This is a genomic window from Yoonia sp. R2-816 (assembly GCF_046762905.1).
Taxonomy (GTDB): Bacteria; Pseudomonadota; Alphaproteobacteria; order Rhodobacterales; family Rhodobacteraceae; genus Yoonia.
In genome coordinates this window covers 83993-98984 of record NZ_JBKQXN010000325.1, presented here as the reverse complement: position 1 = coordinate 98984, position 14992 = coordinate 83993, and the positions used below count along the sequence as shown (strand labels likewise).

Annotated in this window: 14 protein-coding genes; 9 read left to right on the top strand and 5 right to left on the bottom strand. The window is 58.2% G+C overall.

The window, feature by feature from the left end:
• The 4 genes from ACFWW2_RS23860 to ACFWW2_RS23845 all read left to right on the top strand — a co-directional run.
• The coding region (locus ACFWW2_RS23860; RefSeq protein WP_393932619.1) for an IS481 family transposase at positions 1-849 on the top strand (849 nt) is incomplete at its 5' end.
• A 112-nt stretch (positions 850-961) separates the two neighbouring features.
• A complete protein-coding gene (locus ACFWW2_RS23855; RefSeq protein ID WP_393932617.1) occupies positions 962-1291 on the top strand; it encodes a hypothetical protein in 330 nt (109 codons plus the stop codon).
• A 30-nt stretch (positions 1292-1321) separates the two neighbouring features.
• The gene (locus tag ACFWW2_RS23850; protein ID WP_393932615.1) at positions 1322-2443 is read left to right on the top strand and encodes a recombinase family protein; all 1122 of its coding nucleotides are present in this window, start codon (positions 1322-1324) and stop codon (positions 2441-2443) included.
• Positions 2444-2464: 21 nt separating this feature from the next.
• The gene (locus ACFWW2_RS23845; RefSeq protein ID WP_393932613.1) at positions 2465-2941 is read left to right on the top strand and encodes a hypothetical protein; all 477 of its coding nucleotides are present in this window, start codon (positions 2465-2467) and stop codon (positions 2939-2941) included.
• 604 nt (positions 2942-3545) lie between these two features.
• Here ACFWW2_RS23845 and ACFWW2_RS23840 read toward each other — a convergent pair.
• Positions 3546-4085, bottom strand: coding sequence for a tetratricopeptide repeat protein (locus tag ACFWW2_RS23840; protein ID WP_393932611.1), 540 nt, complete (start codon positions 4083-4085; stop codon positions 3546-3548).
• Between the two features lie 36 nt (positions 4086-4121).
• Positions 4122-4613 (bottom strand): Lrp/AsnC family transcriptional regulator, encoded by a 492-nt coding sequence (locus ACFWW2_RS23835; RefSeq protein WP_393932609.1) that lies wholly within the window; start codon positions 4611-4613, stop codon positions 4122-4124.
• A gap of 105 nt (positions 4614-4718) precedes the next feature.
• Between ACFWW2_RS23835 and putA the strand changes: the two genes are divergently transcribed.
• Both putA and ACFWW2_RS23825 read left to right on the top strand, forming a co-directional pair.
• Complete coding sequence (gene putA, locus ACFWW2_RS23830) at positions 4719-8174, top strand: bifunctional proline dehydrogenase/L-glutamate gamma-semialdehyde dehydrogenase PutA (protein WP_393932607.1); 3456 nt, start codon at positions 4719-4721, stop codon at positions 8172-8174.
• A 31-nt stretch (positions 8175-8205) separates the two neighbouring features.
• Positions 8206-8943, top strand: a complete 738-nt coding sequence (locus ACFWW2_RS23825) for a rhomboid family intramembrane serine protease (protein ID WP_393932605.1) — start codon at positions 8206-8208, stop codon at positions 8941-8943.
• Here the strand turns inward: ACFWW2_RS23825 and ACFWW2_RS23820 are convergent.
• Complete coding sequence (locus ACFWW2_RS23820; RefSeq protein WP_393932603.1) at positions 8940-9728, bottom strand: inositol monophosphatase family protein; 789 nt, start codon at positions 9726-9728, stop codon at positions 8940-8942. The two genes, ACFWW2_RS23825 and ACFWW2_RS23820, sit on opposite strands and share 4 nt — an antisense overlap.
• Before the next feature lie 158 nt (positions 9729-9886).
• On the opposite strand from ACFWW2_RS23820, the gene ACFWW2_RS23815 reads away from it, so the two are divergent.
• Entirely contained in the window at positions 9887-11845 is a 1959-nt protein-coding gene (locus tag ACFWW2_RS23815) for a putative bifunctional diguanylate cyclase/phosphodiesterase (RefSeq protein WP_393932601.1), read from the top strand.
• Here the strand turns inward: ACFWW2_RS23815 and ACFWW2_RS23810 are convergent.
• Positions 11842-12747, bottom strand: a complete 906-nt coding sequence (locus tag ACFWW2_RS23810; RefSeq protein ID WP_393932599.1) for a LysR substrate-binding domain-containing protein — start codon at positions 12745-12747, stop codon at positions 11842-11844. The genes ACFWW2_RS23815 and ACFWW2_RS23810 overlap by 4 nt on opposite strands.
• A gap of 92 nt (positions 12748-12839) precedes the next feature.
• On the opposite strand from ACFWW2_RS23810, the gene metF reads away from it, so the two are divergent.
• Positions 12840-13706: a methylenetetrahydrofolate reductase [NAD(P)H] gene (gene metF, locus ACFWW2_RS23805; RefSeq protein ID WP_393932597.1), complete on the top strand. Its 867-nt coding sequence runs from the start codon at positions 12840-12842 to the stop codon at positions 13704-13706.
• Positions 13707-13746: 40 nt separating this feature from the next.
• A complete protein-coding gene (locus ACFWW2_RS23800) occupies positions 13747-14229 on the top strand; it encodes a PaaI family thioesterase (protein ID WP_393932595.1) in 483 nt (160 codons plus the stop codon).
• A gap of 5 nt (positions 14230-14234) precedes the next feature.
• Here ACFWW2_RS23800 and ACFWW2_RS23795 read toward each other — a convergent pair whose 3' ends face one another.
• Positions 14235-14963 (bottom strand): helix-turn-helix transcriptional regulator, encoded by a 729-nt coding sequence (locus ACFWW2_RS23795; protein WP_393932593.1) that lies wholly within the window; start codon positions 14961-14963, stop codon positions 14235-14237.
• Between the last annotated feature and the right edge of the window lie 29 nt (positions 14964-14992).

Here is a 14992-nt window from a genome sequence, read left to right as displayed (position 1 = left end):
AATCTTGCGAACCGGGTGGATCAGGCAACCGAGGACGCGGTGATCAAATCCGCCACTGATTTCCCGGCTTATGGCCAGGCCCGCACTTCGAACGAGTTGCGTAAGCTGGGTGTCTTCGTCTCGCCATCAGGCGTCCGGTCGATCTGGCTGCGGCACGATCTGGCCAACTTCAAAAAGCGGCTCAAGGCGTTGGAGGCCAAGGTCGCCGAGGATGGCATGATCCTGACCGAGGCCCAGGTTCAGGCGCTTGAAAAGAAGAAGTACGACGATGAGGCCTGCGGCGAGATCGAAACCGCCCACCCAGGCTATCTGGGTAGCCAGGACACGTTCTATGTCGGCACCCTCAAGGGCGTCGGGCGGGTCTACCAGCAGACCTATGTCGACACATACAGCAAGGTGGCCCATGCCAAACTCTACACCACAAAGACGCCGATCACGGCGGCTGATCTGCTTAATGACCAAGTGCTCCCGTTCCATGAAGAACACGACCTGCCCGTACTGCGGATCATGACCGACCGGGGTACGGAGTATTGCGGTCGCGTCGACAAGCACGACTTCCAGCTCTTCCTGGCAATCAACGATATCGATCACACGAAAACTAAGGTGAAATCGCCGCAGACCAACGGCATTTGTGAGCGGTTCCACAAGACGATCCTGCAGGAGTTCTACCAGGTCGCGTTCCGCAAGAAGCTCTATGACAGCATCGACGCGCTGCAGGCCGATCTGGATGAATGGCTGCACCAATACAACCACGAGCGCACGCATCAGGGCAAAATGTGTTGCGGCAGAACACCCATCGAAACTATGATCGACGGGAAAGAAATCTGGCGGGAAAAGTTCGTGAACTGAACTTCACCTGACAGACGCCGCCTGAAAAACGGCCAACTGTCAGATCACATCTGAACCACTACAACTAACCGCACCGTTTCATAGAAGCGATGCCGGAAAGGAGTGTGTTGCCATGAATGATGAAAGCCTACTCTCAAAGGCGTTGGAACAAGTCGCATCGCCATCCATAGAGATCGATGTGGCCAAATATCAGGCCTATCTTGATGATCCCGCGCTATCGGATGCTCAAAAAGCCGAGATCATCACGGCGCTCTGGTCGATCATGACCGCCTTTGTTGATCTTGGTTTCGGGGTGCATCCCGTACAGCAAGCAATGGATCAAGAAGCCTGTGGACAACTCACTGATGAGGTTGATCGAAGCGGCGAGACGGATTCTAATGATCCCAAGCCAAACCTTGAGACCTTGCAAGACGCATTTGATGCGGCCCGTGATGATACGTAGTCGCGCACCGCCACGAGATAAGGAGTAGATATGCAATCAGACACCAAACAAAAACTCGGTCCGGGCACGAAGGCAATTATCTATTGCCGCGTGTCCGACCCGAAGCAAACCACACGCGGCGACGGCTTGAACTCGCAGGAAACTCGTTGCCGCGAGTTTGCCAAGTACAAGGGATACGAGGTCGTATCCGTCTTCAAAGACGATATGTCCGGCAAGTTCCATGCACGCCCCGGCATGCAAGATGCGCTGTCGTTCCTGCGCAGGCATCGCAAGTCGCCGCATGTGTTGATCATTGACGACATCACGCGTCTCGCTCGTGGGCTGGAGGCGCATCTTAAGCTGCGTTCAGCTATCAGCAATGCCGGCGGTCTGCTTGAAAGCCCGTCCATTGAGTTTGGAGAGGACTCGGATTCCATTCTCGTCGAAAATCTGCTCGCATCGGTCTCTCAGCACCAACGCCAAAAGAATGGTGAGAAAACAAAGAACCGCATGCGCGCCCGCATTCAAAATGGGTATTGGCCTTTTCAGGCACCAATCGGTTATCGCTATGAGCGCTCCAGTGCTGGGCATGGCAAGGTATTGGTCCGCGATGAACCCGTTGCGGCGATCTTGCAGGAAGCGCTTGAGGGCTACGCATGTGGGCGTTTCCAGACGCAAGTGGAGGTCAAGCGCTTCTTGGAAAGCCAACCCGCCTTCCCGAAAGACCTGAACGGGCGCGAGGTGCGCAACCAGCGCGTCTATGAGATTCTGACGCGATGTCTATATTCCGGCTATATTGAACATATCGATTGGGGCGTCTCAATGCGCCAAGGACATCACGACGGCCTGATTGACTTCACGACGTTCCAGAAGATTCAAGATCGCTTGGTATCAACTGCCAAGGCTCCGGCACGCAAAGACATCAGTTCAGATTTCCCGCTTCGTGGTTTCGTCCAGTGCGATGATTGTGGTGAAGCGCTGACGGCTTGCTGGTCTACCAGCAAGACAGGCAAGAAACATCCCTATTATCTTTGCAAAACCAAGGGCTGTGACAGCTATCGCAAATCGATCAAGCGCGATCAGATCGAAGGAGACTTCGAAGGCCTCCTGCAAGCGCTGGAACCCTCCAAGGGGCTGTTTCAGCTCGCAAAGGCCATGTTCCGCGACATTTAGAATGCCCGCCTCGCACAAGCGGTGGAGACCTCTAAGGGGCTCAAGAAAGATATCCACAAGATTGAAAAGCAAATCGAAGCGCTGCTCGACCGTATTGTCGAATCTGGCACATGCAGCGTAATCGCAGCTTATGAGAAGCGCATTGCCAAGCTGGAAGCCGACAAAATTTTTCTGGAAGAACGTATGGTCAAAGGGGGCAAGCCGCTGGGCACTCTGGAGGAGTCGTTCGAACTCGCTCTGCGATTCCTATCAAACCCTTGGAATATCTGGAAAAACGGTTCTTTCGCATGGCAGAAAACGGTGCTGCGATTGGCCTTTGCGGAGCCCATCCGCTATAGCCGAAATCAGGGTGTTCGAACCCCAAATATTTCCTTACCCTTCAAGTTGTTAAGGGAAGTTTCAACTGCTAAATTCGAAATGGCGCACCCGAGAGGATTCGAACCTTTCGACTCTGTCTTCCGAGGAAAACGCTCTCCAATAAAGTTAAGAAAGATTTGAATGGTGCGGACGGCGGGACTTGAACCCGCACGATCATACGATCGAGAGATTTTCTTACCTGCTACGGTTTTCACCGCCGACGCAACAACGCCGTTTGTGGTCTGGACTATCCCTTCACCATCACCGGCTACCCGGTCTTAGGTGCTGCCCGTCTAGTCTCTACACCTTCCATTCGAGCTCAGGTCTCGAGCGGCTTGGCTCGGGATCGGCATGAGCCATGATCGTGGCCGTTAGCTTTCCCCGAATTTGAGCAGTTCTACTCCCGGAGTTTCCTCCGAGGCACTCAAAACATGGCTTAAGTCTCTTGTGTCTACCGATTCCACCACGTCCGCATTCTTCGTTTCAGGATATCACATACAAAGGCGCGAAAGGCTACCGTTGTTCTCAAACATGCCTCCCTTGGCTCCTGTATGTCACCCCGATCATACTTATAAGTCACTCCGCTTCATCTTCTTCGCGATCTGATTGAAACCGCATTGTAATTTCTGGCCCAAAAACCCCTATTTTTGTAAACAATGGGTTTTTGAAGTCTCCAGTGTCTACCATTCCACCACGCGGGCACACGTCCTTCCTAAGATGCCAAATGCCGCTGGGCAAGGTGTGATCAGATGTCTTGGCCCATGGGTTCCACCAACAATGACCGCTCCTGAAGCCATGGGTTCATTTCAACCGCTGCACGTAATGCCTCTTGCGCCTCCTCATGGCGCCCCAGACCCATCAGCGTCAGCCCCTTGCCGGACAAGGCCGCGATATGGGTGGGGTTGATCTGGAGCGCGCGTTCAAGATCACCCAGCGCTGCATCAAAATCGTATCGCAGATAGCTGGCAAAGGCGCGCTGATTGTAACCCTCGGCATAGTCGGGGCAGTATTCCACCAGACGGTCCAGGGTTTCACGCGCGCCCAGAAAATCGCGATTTGATCGTTTGCGCATCCCCTCGTCCAGCAGCGCCTGCGCCTGGGCGTCGGGAGCGTCCGTCCATAACGTCCAAAGCTCTTGGGTCAAAACACGGGCGTCGCCTTCGCCACGCGCGGCCTGCAAACCGACCACAATTTCGGCCAGTCTGACACTGTGGTCAGGGGCTGGCGGACAGGTCTCTGCGAAAACAGGCGGGGCAATCAGACAAAGCGGCAGCATCCATTTCATGCCTCACTATCTGCGGCACGCGCCGCTTGGGTCAAGTCAAGAGGGCGTGGTTGGGGGAATTGGTGACAGCCCTTCTTCCTTGATGGCCTGCATCGCCACATAGGTTGATGTATTCGCCACATGTGGCAACGTCGAAATTCTCTCTGCCAAGACAGCGCGGTAGCCGGTCATGCCGGATGTGCGCACCTTCAAAAGGTAGTCAAACGCACCGGCGATCAGATGGCATTGTTCAACCTCCGGCACTCGCATGACCGCTGTGGCAAAAGCCGCCAGTGCGGCCTCGCGCGTATCCGACAATTTCACCTCGACAAAGGCAATATGATCACGGCCCAGCCGGATTGGGTCGCACAGGGCGCGATAGCCCCGGATCACACCACTTTCCTCAAGCCGTTTCAGCCGCGCCTGCGTGGGTGATTTGGACAGTCCGATCCTTCTGGCCAGTTCCGTGACACTGATACGCCCCTCCACCGACAATACGTTGAGAATCTTGCGATCAAATGTGTCCAAATCGGAAAGCGTTTCGGCCATGTCTTTGCCCGTTCTTTAGATCAATCGGCTGCACTTTGCTTTAATACGAGGCGAAACGACTGCAATCAAGAGGGTATGATGGGCCATCAACGAAAGGATGCCGCCATGCCGCGCGATGATACCAGCAATTTGTCCGACCAGATTGATCAGACCATGTATAGTGATGAAGCCGTCGCGGTCGTCGCATTGGCGAAAGTGGCGTCCCTGTCGGATGCTGATCGCGACCGCATCAGCGCCCGCGCGGCCGATCTGGTGCGCCAGATCCGCTCCAGCGCTGAACCGGGCCTGATGGAGGTGTTTCTGGCAGAATACGGTCTGTCCACCGATGAAGGCATCGCGCTGATGTGTCTGGCTGAGGCACTGCTGCGCGTGCCCGATGCCGACACGATGGACGAATTGATCGAAGACAAGATCGCCCCTTCCGACTGGGGCAAGCATCTGGGCCATTCCGCGTCATCGCTGGTCAACGCCTCGACATGGGCGTTGATGCTGACCGGCCGCGTTCTGGATGATGAAAAGCCCGGTATCACGCGCCATCTGCGCAGTGCTGTCAAACGGCTGGGTGAGCCGGTGATCCGAACTGCTGTCGCCCGCGCCATGCGGGAAATGGGTCGCCAGTTTGTCTTGGGCGAAACGATCCAGAAAGCCATGAAACGCGCCGAGGGGATGCAGGCCAAGGGTTTCACATATAGCTACGACATGCTGGGCGAGGCTGCCCGCACTGATGTAGACGCGCGCGGCTACCACCTGTCCTATTCCCGCGCCATCAGCGCCATCGCCGAACACTGCACCCATGACAGCGTCGCCGAAAACCCCGGTATTTCGGTCAAACTCTCAGCCTTGCATGCCCGCTATGAGGAAGCGCAACGCGCACGGGTCATGAACGAGCTGGTACCGCGCGTCCGTTCGCTGGCGCTGCTCGCGAAGTCCGCCGGTATGGGGTTCAACATCGACGCTGAGGAAGCAGACCGTCTTTCACTCTCTCTCGATGTGATCGAGGCCGTACTTTCCGAACCGGCTCTTGCCGGGTGGGACGGGTTCGGCATCGTCGTGCAGGCCTATGGCCAGCGCGCGCCGCTGGTAATTGATCACCTGCATGATCTGGCCACGCGGCTGGACCGCAAGATCATGGTCCGGCTTGTCAAAGGCGCCTATTGGGACGCCGAGATCAAGCGCGCGCAGGTCCAGGGCATCAACGGCTTCCCTGTCTTCACCGCCAAACAGCACACAGATATCAGCTACATCGCCAATGCCCGCAAACTGCTCGGGCTGACCGACCGCATTTACCCACAATTCGCCACGCACAACGCCCATACGGTTGCCGCCGTGCTGGATATGGCAAATACCATGGACCGCAGCGCACAGGATTTCGAATTCCAGCGCCTGCACGGCATGGGCGAGACATTGCACACAATGATCCTGCAATCCGAAAAGACGCGCTGCCGCATTTACGCACCCGTCGGCGCGCATGAGGACCTGTTGGCCTATCTGGTCCGCCGCCTGCTGGAAAACGGGGCCAATTCCAGCTTCGTCAACCAGATTGTAGATGAGGATGTGCCACCCGAGGTCGTGGCAGCTTGCCCGTTTGATGACATCGGACGCGGGCCTGATCTGCCCAAGGGGCCTGATATCTTCCAGCCGGAACGGATCAATTCAAAAGGTTGGGACCTGACCCACACACCGACGCTCCAACACATCGACGAAGGCAGGGGCCCGTTCCTCACGCATAGCTGGAACGGAACCCCGTTACTGGCAGGCGACCTCAGCGACGGGCCAACCCATGACGTGATCAACCCGGCCCGACCAGATGACACGGTTGGCACAGCCCAAACGGCAACACCGAAGGATATTGCAACAGCGTTGCAGGTCGCCATGCCCTGGCAATCTGACGTCGCAACACGGGCGGCGGTGCTGAACGCAGCGGCTGATGCGTATGAAGCGAATGCCGCTGAGCTATTCGCGATCCTGTCGCGCGAGGCAGGCAAGGGGATGCCCGACGCGGTCGCCGAATTGCGCGAAGCTGTCGATTTCCTGCGTTACTACGCGGCACAGGCGAAAGAGGGCGCAACCTCGCGCGGCATCTGGACCTGCATCAGCCCATGGAACTTTCCACTTGCCATCTTCACCGGACAGATCGCTGCGGCGCTAGCCGCGGGCAATGCGGTTCTGGCCAAACCGGCAGAACAGACACCCCTGATCGCAACCCGTGCGGTCGCGCTGTTGCATGCAGCCGGTGTGCCCCCATCCGCCCTGCAACTACTGCCCGGCGGTGGTGATGTCGGGGCCGCCTTGACCGCTGATGCGCGCATCAATGGTGTGGCCTTCACCGGGTCAACCGCCACGGCCCTGAAAATCCGGGCCAGCATGGCCGCGAACTGCGCACCGGGCACCCCGCTGATCGCCGAAACCGGCGGGCTGAACGCGATGATCGTGGACAGCACGGCCCTGCCGGAACATGCCGTGCGCGATATCATCAACGGGGCGTTCCGCTCTGCCGGGCAACGTTGTTCAGCCTTACGTTGCCTTTACGTGCAGGAAGACATCGCCGACAAACTGTTGAAAATGCTCAAAGGGGCGATGGATGAACTGACCGTGGGCGACCCGTGGCACCTGTCCACGGACCTTGGCCCGGTGATTGACGCCGCAGCGCACAAGACCATCGCCGATCACATCGCCACAGCCGGGTCTGACGGACGGATCATCCACCAGATCAAGGCGCCAACCGACGGTCATTTCATTGCGCCAACGGCGATCCGGATCAGCGGTATTGCCGATATGACACGGGAAATCTTTGGCCCGGTCCTGCATGTAGCAACGTTCAAATCGCACCAGCTTGATGACGTGATCAATGCGATCAACGCCACCGGCTATGGGCTGACCTTTGGGTTGCACACCCGGATTGATGATCGGGTGCAATCGGTTGTCGAACGGATCGAGGCCGGAAATATCTATGTCAACCGCGACCAGATCGGCGCGGTTGTGGGCAGCCAACCCTTTGGCGGTGAAGGACTTTCGGGGACCGGGCCAAAGGCGGGCGGCCCGCATTATCTGCCCCGCTTTGTCGCCCACCCGGCACGTGAGGCATCAGGTTTCTGGGCCAGTGCCGCCAATCTCAAATCACTGCAGAAACGCCTTGCGGACACCAAGGTGACCAACCATCAGTCGCCGACCGACCTGCCCGGCCCCACAGGCGAATCCAACCGTCACAGCGCGCACCCGCGCGGGCCGATCCTGTGCATGGGACCCGGTGCCGAAGCGGCACAGGATCAGATCGCCGCGGTCGCCGCTTTTGGCGGGACCGGCATCAGCCCCGAGGGGGAGGTCAGGCCGGATGACCTGAAAACACTTGCACCCTTGGGCGGCGTGATCTGGTGGGGCGATACCGATACCGGGCGGGCGATCGAAACCGCCCTGTCAGGGCGGGACGGCCCAATCATTGCCCTGATCACGGGGATGCCTGATGCCGCCCATGTGCTGCATGAACGGCATGTCTGCATCGACACCACAGCGGCAGGTGGCAACGCCGCCCTGCTGGCAGAGGTCGCAAACGCCGGCGCTTGACGCCGCGGGCCGCATCGGTGACGGTCGCGGCATGTTTCCGATCCGCGACCATAACCCATCCGAACGGGTGCCCTATGTCACCTACGCCCTGATTGTGCTGAATGTGGGCGTCTATCTGATCGGCCTGGTCCTCTACCAGACCGATCAGGCGCTCAATCAACTCTATTTTGACTACGCGATGATCCCTCTCCTCTTGTCGCAGGGCGAAAACTATTCATCTCTCGTGACATCCATCTTCCTGCACGCCGGCATTATGCATCTGGCCGGTAACATGCTGTTTTTGTGGATTTTCGGGGATAATCTGGAAGACAAGATGGGCCATGTCCCGTTTCTCGCCTTCTACCTGCTCTGCGGCGTGGGGGCGAGCCTGGCGCAGTTTGCAACCGAACCGCTGTCGCCAGTGCCGACAGTCGGTGCCTCCGGCGCGATTGCGGGTGTGATGGGCGGATATCTCTTGCTGTTCCCAAAAGCGCGGGTCGATGTCTTTCTCTTTTTCGTCGTCTTCTTTCGCATCTTCCCGATCCCAGCCTGGATCATGCTGGGGTTGTGGTTTGCGCTGCAGTTATTCAACGGGTTCAACACCGACGTATCCGGCGGCGGCGTCGCCTATTGGGCGCATGCAGGTGGATTTGTCATTGGCGCGATCGCGGCACTGCCGCTTTGGCTGCGGCTGGGCGGTACAGCATTCTGGGAACGGACCGACGGGCACCCGGACCATCCGGAGGCACGGTATGGCCGCAGCAGCATTCCGCGGGTACGGCGGCGCTAGGCCTTACGGATCACTTTGGCAAAGCTCTCAAAAACCGGTTCGTTCGCGCAAATCAGGTGACCGTCAGCCAGCAGGTCAGCGCCTGGCTGTAGCGGTTCGATAATGCCACCCGCCTCGCGGACGATCACGACACCAGCCGCGATGTCCCAGGCATGCAGGCCCCGCTCCCAAAACCCGTCATACCGGCCAGCGGCCACGTAAGCCAAATCAAGGGCGGCTGCCCCGAACCGGCGCACACCTGCGCAAGCAGGCAGGATACGGGCCAGATCCTGCAGGGTTTCGGGCAGATCGGCCCGGCCTGCAAAGGGCAGCCCGGTCGCAAAAATGCTCTCGATCAGCCGGTGGCGACCCGACACGCGCAGGCGGCTTTCATTCATCCAGGCACCGCCACCTTTTTCGGCATAAAACATCTCATCCTTGGTGGGGTCATAAATCACACCGGCAACGACCTGCCCTTTGTGTTCAAGGGCGATGGATACCGCCCAATGGGGCAGGCCATGCAGGAAATTTGTCGTCCCATCCAGGGGGTCAACGATCCAGCGGCGGGTGGGGTCATCGCCATCAATCTCGGCGCCTTCCTCACCCAGAAACCCATAGGTCGGGCGGGCACGCATCAGTTCTTCCTTGATCAGCGCCTCTGCCGCCTTGTCGGCCCGGCTGACAAAATCACCCGGTCCCTTGGTGCTGACCTGCAGGTTTTCGACCTCGCCGAAATCCTTGAGCAGCGCGCGCCCGGCCTTGCGGGCGGTCTTCATCATCACATTCAGGTTCGCGCTGCCAGCCATCTTGGTCTCCACTATTCGGACAAGCCGGGCGTATAGGCGCAAGACAGACGCGGAACAAGGGGCAACACCCTTTTAACCATACACTGCGATGGGCGCCGGACTTAACGAGTTATTGGGGGGATTTGGCGATAAGATCGCCAGGAGGTCTCCCAACCAGCATGCGCCGCAACCTGACCGAACAGTTTCTGCACCAGACACAGATCACCGGGCATATCTCTGGCCGTGATGTGTCGAAACGTGTGGCCACGGCGGCACTCATCGTTTGCGTGTGCATGTATGCGGGCTTTCTTGAACAAGCGCTGATTGCCGGTGCCTGTATTATCGTGCTCGAAATCCTCGCCTATCCGCTGAACAAGCGTGCCGGGCAATTTGACAAGCCCCTTGGCATGAAAACGGCGGTCGCTGTCTTCCTCGTCAACTGGGGGTCCATGCTGCCATTCCTGTCATTTTCCATCATTCTTTCGCAAAGCGACAGTTTGCCCATGGTGCTGGCGGGTTATCTTTGGGCATTTGGGATTTTCGTTCACGTCACCAATACGTTCGGACTGCTCCCCTTCTACAATTGGACGCAGATGACCCCAGCCTTCGCCACGGTGTTTCTGATGCTCTGGATCCTGTCGCAAAACCCGGCATTCGCTGCGACGCAAACGCATTGGCTGGTCGCTGTCGGCCTGATGGTCGTCTACATCGTCAACACCTTCACGACCATGGTCCGTCAGAAAGACACGCATGATGCGCTGACCCGCGCCCGGAAAGAGGCGAACACCAGACTGGCCGAATTGGAACACCTGTCGCGCAACGACAGCCTGACCGACTTAATGAACAGGCGGGCGTTCGATGAATTTCTCAACCGGCAGATGACCGACTCAAAATTCAAACGCGGGGTCACCGTATTCCTGATTGATCTGGATGGTTTCAAACCGATCAACGACAGCTACAGCCACAAGGCGGGGGATGCAGTCTTGCGTGCAATCGCAGAAAGGCTGCGCGATCTGGCGCGCAGTTGCGGCGGCAAGGCGGCCCGTCTTGGTGGGGATGAATTCGCCGTCGCCCGCAACGATATCGGCAATATTGACGATGCACTGGCATTCGGCAACCGGATCGCGCAGATCGTCGGCCGACCGATCCCGTTTGAACAAAAGACACTGACCGTCGGGGCCAGCGTCGGTATTGCCCAGCAGGGGCGCGATATCACGACACCGGCTGACCTGTTGTCTGGCGCCGATCAGGCCATGTATCTGGCCAAGGACGAACCCGACAACAACGCGGTCATTTTCGACAAGGATGCATTTCCGGTGCGCGCAACACTGGAAGATCGCAACATTCTGCTGGCCGCCATGCAGAAGGGCGAAATCATGCCCTATTATCAGCCCAAGGTCTGTATCGAAACCGGGCGCATCATGGGGTTTGAGGCGTTGTCGCGCTGGCAGCATCCGCAACGGGGCCTGCTCTTTCCTGGCAACTTCATCCCGATGATCAATGAACTCGCGCTGCAGGGCGAATTCATGATCCATACTGCCACGCGGGTGCTTGACGATATCGATGCGCTCGTGCGCGATGGGCTGGACCCTGGTCAGGTATCCATCAACCTGCCCGAGGTGACACTGGCCACCCTGTCAGGGCGACAGGAGCTTTTTGATCTGATCGGCCGCTACCCGCATTTGCGCCATCACCTGACCTTTGAGATTACCGAAGACATTTTTATCGCCCGCTCGGCCGAGATCATTCAGAAATCCATCGCCGCATTCCGGCGCGCCGGTGTCCGGATCTCGCTTGATGATTTTGGTACCGGCTTTGCGTCGTTCCAGCACCTGCGGGAATTGGAATTTGATGAACTCAAACTCGATACAGCCTTTGTCAGTGACCTAGGTGTTGATCCCTCGGCCACGGTCCTGATCAACGGGTTTCTGACCATCGGCGACGGTCTGGGCGTGCAGGTCATCGCCGAAGGTGTCGAACGCAGAAAGCAACTCGACCTTTTACGCGACATGGGGTGCAAATACATCCAGGGCCACTATTTCGGGGCAGCCATGCCATTTTCCGAAACGCAGCTGCGGCTGACGGTCGGAAATGCCATGCACACGATCGAGGCCGCGAAACGGCGCGGTGTCGCCTAGCCGCGCTGTAATTTGACCGCTTCCTGCCGGGCAAGGCGGATCAGATGTGCCATGAATGGGCGCGCGGTATCTTCGGCCCGGGTCGCGGCATAAAGCCTGCGGGTGATCCCCTTCGCGGTCAGCGGGCGGGTCACATAATCGGAGCTGTACCGGACCTGCCGCACGACCCAATCCGGCAACACGGCAACACCGCGGTTTGACGCGACCAGCAACAGGATCACAGCCGTCAATTCTACCTGCCTGATGGCCGCCGGTTCGACCTTGGCCGGGGTCAGCAATTGCGAAAACACATCAAGCCGGGCGCGATCTACCGGATAGGTGATCAGCGTCTCACCGCGAAAATCCTCAGCCTCGATCACCTCTTTGGCCGCCAGCGGATGTGAGGCCGCGGCCACAAACACCGGCTCATAATCGAAAAGCGGGGTGAAATCGGTTTCCGGCAACTCCTCGGGATCGGAAGAGACCACGAGATCAACCTCTTCCTTGCGCAAGGCAGGCAAGGCATCAAAGGCCAGCCCCGGGCGGATATCCACATCGACCTCTGGCCAGGCTTTGCGGAACTGCTCCAGCACCGGGAACAACCACTCAAAACAGGCATGACACTCAATGGCGATATGCAGCCGCCCCGCACTGCCAGCAATCAGCCCGGAAAACTCGGTTTCGAGGGCGGTGACCCGCGGCAAAATCTCTTCTGCCGCCGCCAGCATCTTCATCCCCGCCGCCGACAGTTTCAGCGGCTTGGACCGGCGCACAAAGAGCTCAACGCCCGCCTGATCCTCGATCCCCTTGATCTGATGGCTGAGTGCGGATTGCGTGATGTTCAACTGATCGGCGGCACGGGCCAACCCGCCCGTGTCATGGATCGCCTTGATTGTTCGCAGATGTCGGAACTCAATATGCATATGTGAGTTGGCCTCATGATCGTGCTGAAGTTTATGAAATTGCCTCAACTCAATAGAGGTGCGACAAAAGCAAATCAAGAGAGAGGTCTGCCATGCCCGTCCCATCCGTTTCTTTCGAATTCTTTCCGCCCAAGTCACTCGAAGGCTCATTCCGGCTGTGGGATTGCGTGAACACATTGGCGCCGCTTGATCCATCTTTCGTGTCCGTCACCTATGGTGCAGGCGGAACAACCCGCAAACTCACGCACGAGGCCGTGGGCACAATTCACCGCACCAGCGGGCTGAATGTGGCCGCGCACCTCACCTGCGTGGACGCAACCCGTTCTGAAACGCTGGAGATCGCAAATGGCTACGCTGACGAAGGCGTGACAGATATCGTCGCCCTGCGTGGCGATGCGCCCAAAGGGTCGGACAAGTTCACGCCCCACCCTGACGGTTTCGCCAGCTCTATCGAACTGATCGAGGCGCTGTCAGACAACGGCAAATTCAACATCCGCGTTGGCGCCTATCCTGAAAAGCACCCTGAAGCCGCCGATCAGGCCGCTGATATCGCCTTCCTCAAACGCAAGATCGACGCCGGTGCGACCTCTGCCATCACACAATTCTTTTTTGAGGCCGACGCCTTTTTCCGCTTCCGCGATGCCTGTGCGAAGGCGGGCATCGACGCGCCGATCATTCCCGGCATCCTGCCTATTGAAAACTGGAACGGCACACGCAAATTCGCGGCGCAATGTGGCACCCACATCCCGCAAGTGATCGAAGACGCCTTTTATCACGCCACCCGCGACGGCACCACAGAACTGCTGGCAACGGCCATCGCGACCGAACTGTGCGACGAATTGCTGCAAGGCGGCGTTGACCACCTGCATTTCTACACGCTCAACCGTCCTGAACTGACCCGCGACGTCTGTCATGCGCTCGGCGTGACGCCAAAAGTCCGGTTGCAAAACGTCGCCTAAAACCGCAGCTTCGGGCCAATTCAAGGACCCGGAGCACCCCATGTTCACCGCCACCTCCCTCGATCAACTGCCAGACCGCGAGACGATCCTGTCGCTCTCGGGTCTGGATTTTATGCGCGCCATCCTGCGGGGCGAGATTGCAGGGCCGCCTATCGCGACACAGCTGAACTACACCCTTGATACCGTCGAACCCGGCAAGGTCATTTTCCGCGGCACACCCACTTTCGAACACACCAACCCCATGGGCGGGGTACACGGCGGCTGGTATGGCACACTGCTGGACAGTTGCATGGCCTGCGCGATCATGACCACAGTACCAAAGGGGTCTGTCTACACGACCCTCGAATACAAGGTGAACCTGACCCGCGCGATCCCACTCGGCACCGAAATCGTGGCAATCGGCACCACAGACCATACAGGTCGCACTACAGGCGTCGCCCACGGGGAAATCCGTGGCGTCGCCGATGGAAAGCTTTACGCAACAGGCTCCACCACTTGTCTGATCATGAAGGTGGCCGGATAACCTCGCTAGACCTCACGGGTCGGATTACCATCCATCGTATGCGCAAAATCGGCCCAGGAGCGGGGTGTAAACGCCGTCTCTGTAACGGTCGCATTCTCAATTCTGTCACACCGAAACGCGCGCATGTCAGCACGCAGATGGTCCCAGCAAACCGCATACCAAACAGGTGGATTCAGAACGAGAAAGTGCAGTTCGATCCGGCGTTTTGTGCGCCTGCCTTGCTGATCACAATACTGAACGCTCAGCAAACGGTTCAGTGCAAACGCTTCCTTGATTTCATCGCCAACCTGACGCGCCATCTCGGCCAAACTGGCAAACATCGCGGTTGATGCTCGCGCGCCCACCCTGATCCGTTTGCGCATTGCGGCAATCCGGCGCTGTTCAACATGCGAAAACGTCCCCATCAGCTTGCGGCGTACCGCGTCAGCATGCCCCATCTGCAGGGCTCCATGCGTGACCTCGCCAATCGCAAGGCCAACCAAAAGATCCAGCACCTCTTGACGGGACAAGGTAATGCGCCCAATCCCCCAGCCTGACGACACGCGCACGCCACCGCCACGACCGCGCTCACTTTCCACGGGCACACCACGCTCTCGCAAAAGCTCCAGATCGCGATGGATCGTGCGCAGCGACACGCCCAATTCTGTCGCCGCATCACGCAAGATAAGTGGGTCATCGGATTTCAGCCAACTCTCCAGCCGATCAAGGCGCTCCAGACGGGTCAATATCTGCATCAGACGACCTTCGCATAAAATATGCCAGA

Coding starts and splice junctions, on each gene's coding strand:
- ACFWW2_RS23855 (WP_393932617.1), top strand. CDS start 962: ATGAATGATGAAAGCCTACTCTCAAAGGCGTTGGAACAAGTCGCATCG.
- ACFWW2_RS23850 (WP_393932615.1), top strand. CDS start 1,322: ATGCAATCAGACACCAAACAAAAACTCGGTCCGGGCACGAAGGCAATT.
- ACFWW2_RS23840 (WP_393932611.1), bottom strand. CDS start 4,085: ATGAAATGGATGCTGCCGCTTTGTCTGATTGCCCCGCCTGTTTTCGCA.
- ACFWW2_RS23835 (WP_393932609.1), bottom strand. CDS start 4,613: ATGGCCGAAACGCTTTCCGATTTGGACACATTTGATCGCAAGATTCTC.
- putA (WP_393932607.1), top strand. CDS start 4,719: ATGCCGCGCGATGATACCAGCAATTTGTCCGACCAGATTGATCAGACC.
- ACFWW2_RS23825 (WP_393932605.1), top strand. CDS start 8,206: ATGTTTCCGATCCGCGACCATAACCCATCCGAACGGGTGCCCTATGTC.
- ACFWW2_RS23820 (WP_393932603.1), bottom strand. CDS start 9,728: ATGGCTGGCAGCGCGAACCTGAATGTGATGATGAAGACCGCCCGCAAG.
- ACFWW2_RS23815 (WP_393932601.1), top strand. CDS start 9,887: ATGCGCCGCAACCTGACCGAACAGTTTCTGCACCAGACACAGATCACC.
- ACFWW2_RS23810 (WP_393932599.1), bottom strand. CDS start 12,747: ATGCATATTGAGTTCCGACATCTGCGAACAATCAAGGCGATCCATGAC.
- metF (WP_393932597.1), top strand. CDS start 12,840: ATGCCCGTCCCATCCGTTTCTTTCGAATTCTTTCCGCCCAAGTCACTC.
- ACFWW2_RS23800 (WP_393932595.1), top strand. CDS start 13,747: ATGTTCACCGCCACCTCCCTCGATCAACTGCCAGACCGCGAGACGATC.
- ACFWW2_RS23795 (WP_393932593.1), bottom strand. CDS start 14,963: ATGCAGATATTGACCCGTCTGGAGCGCCTTGATCGGCTGGAGAGTTGG.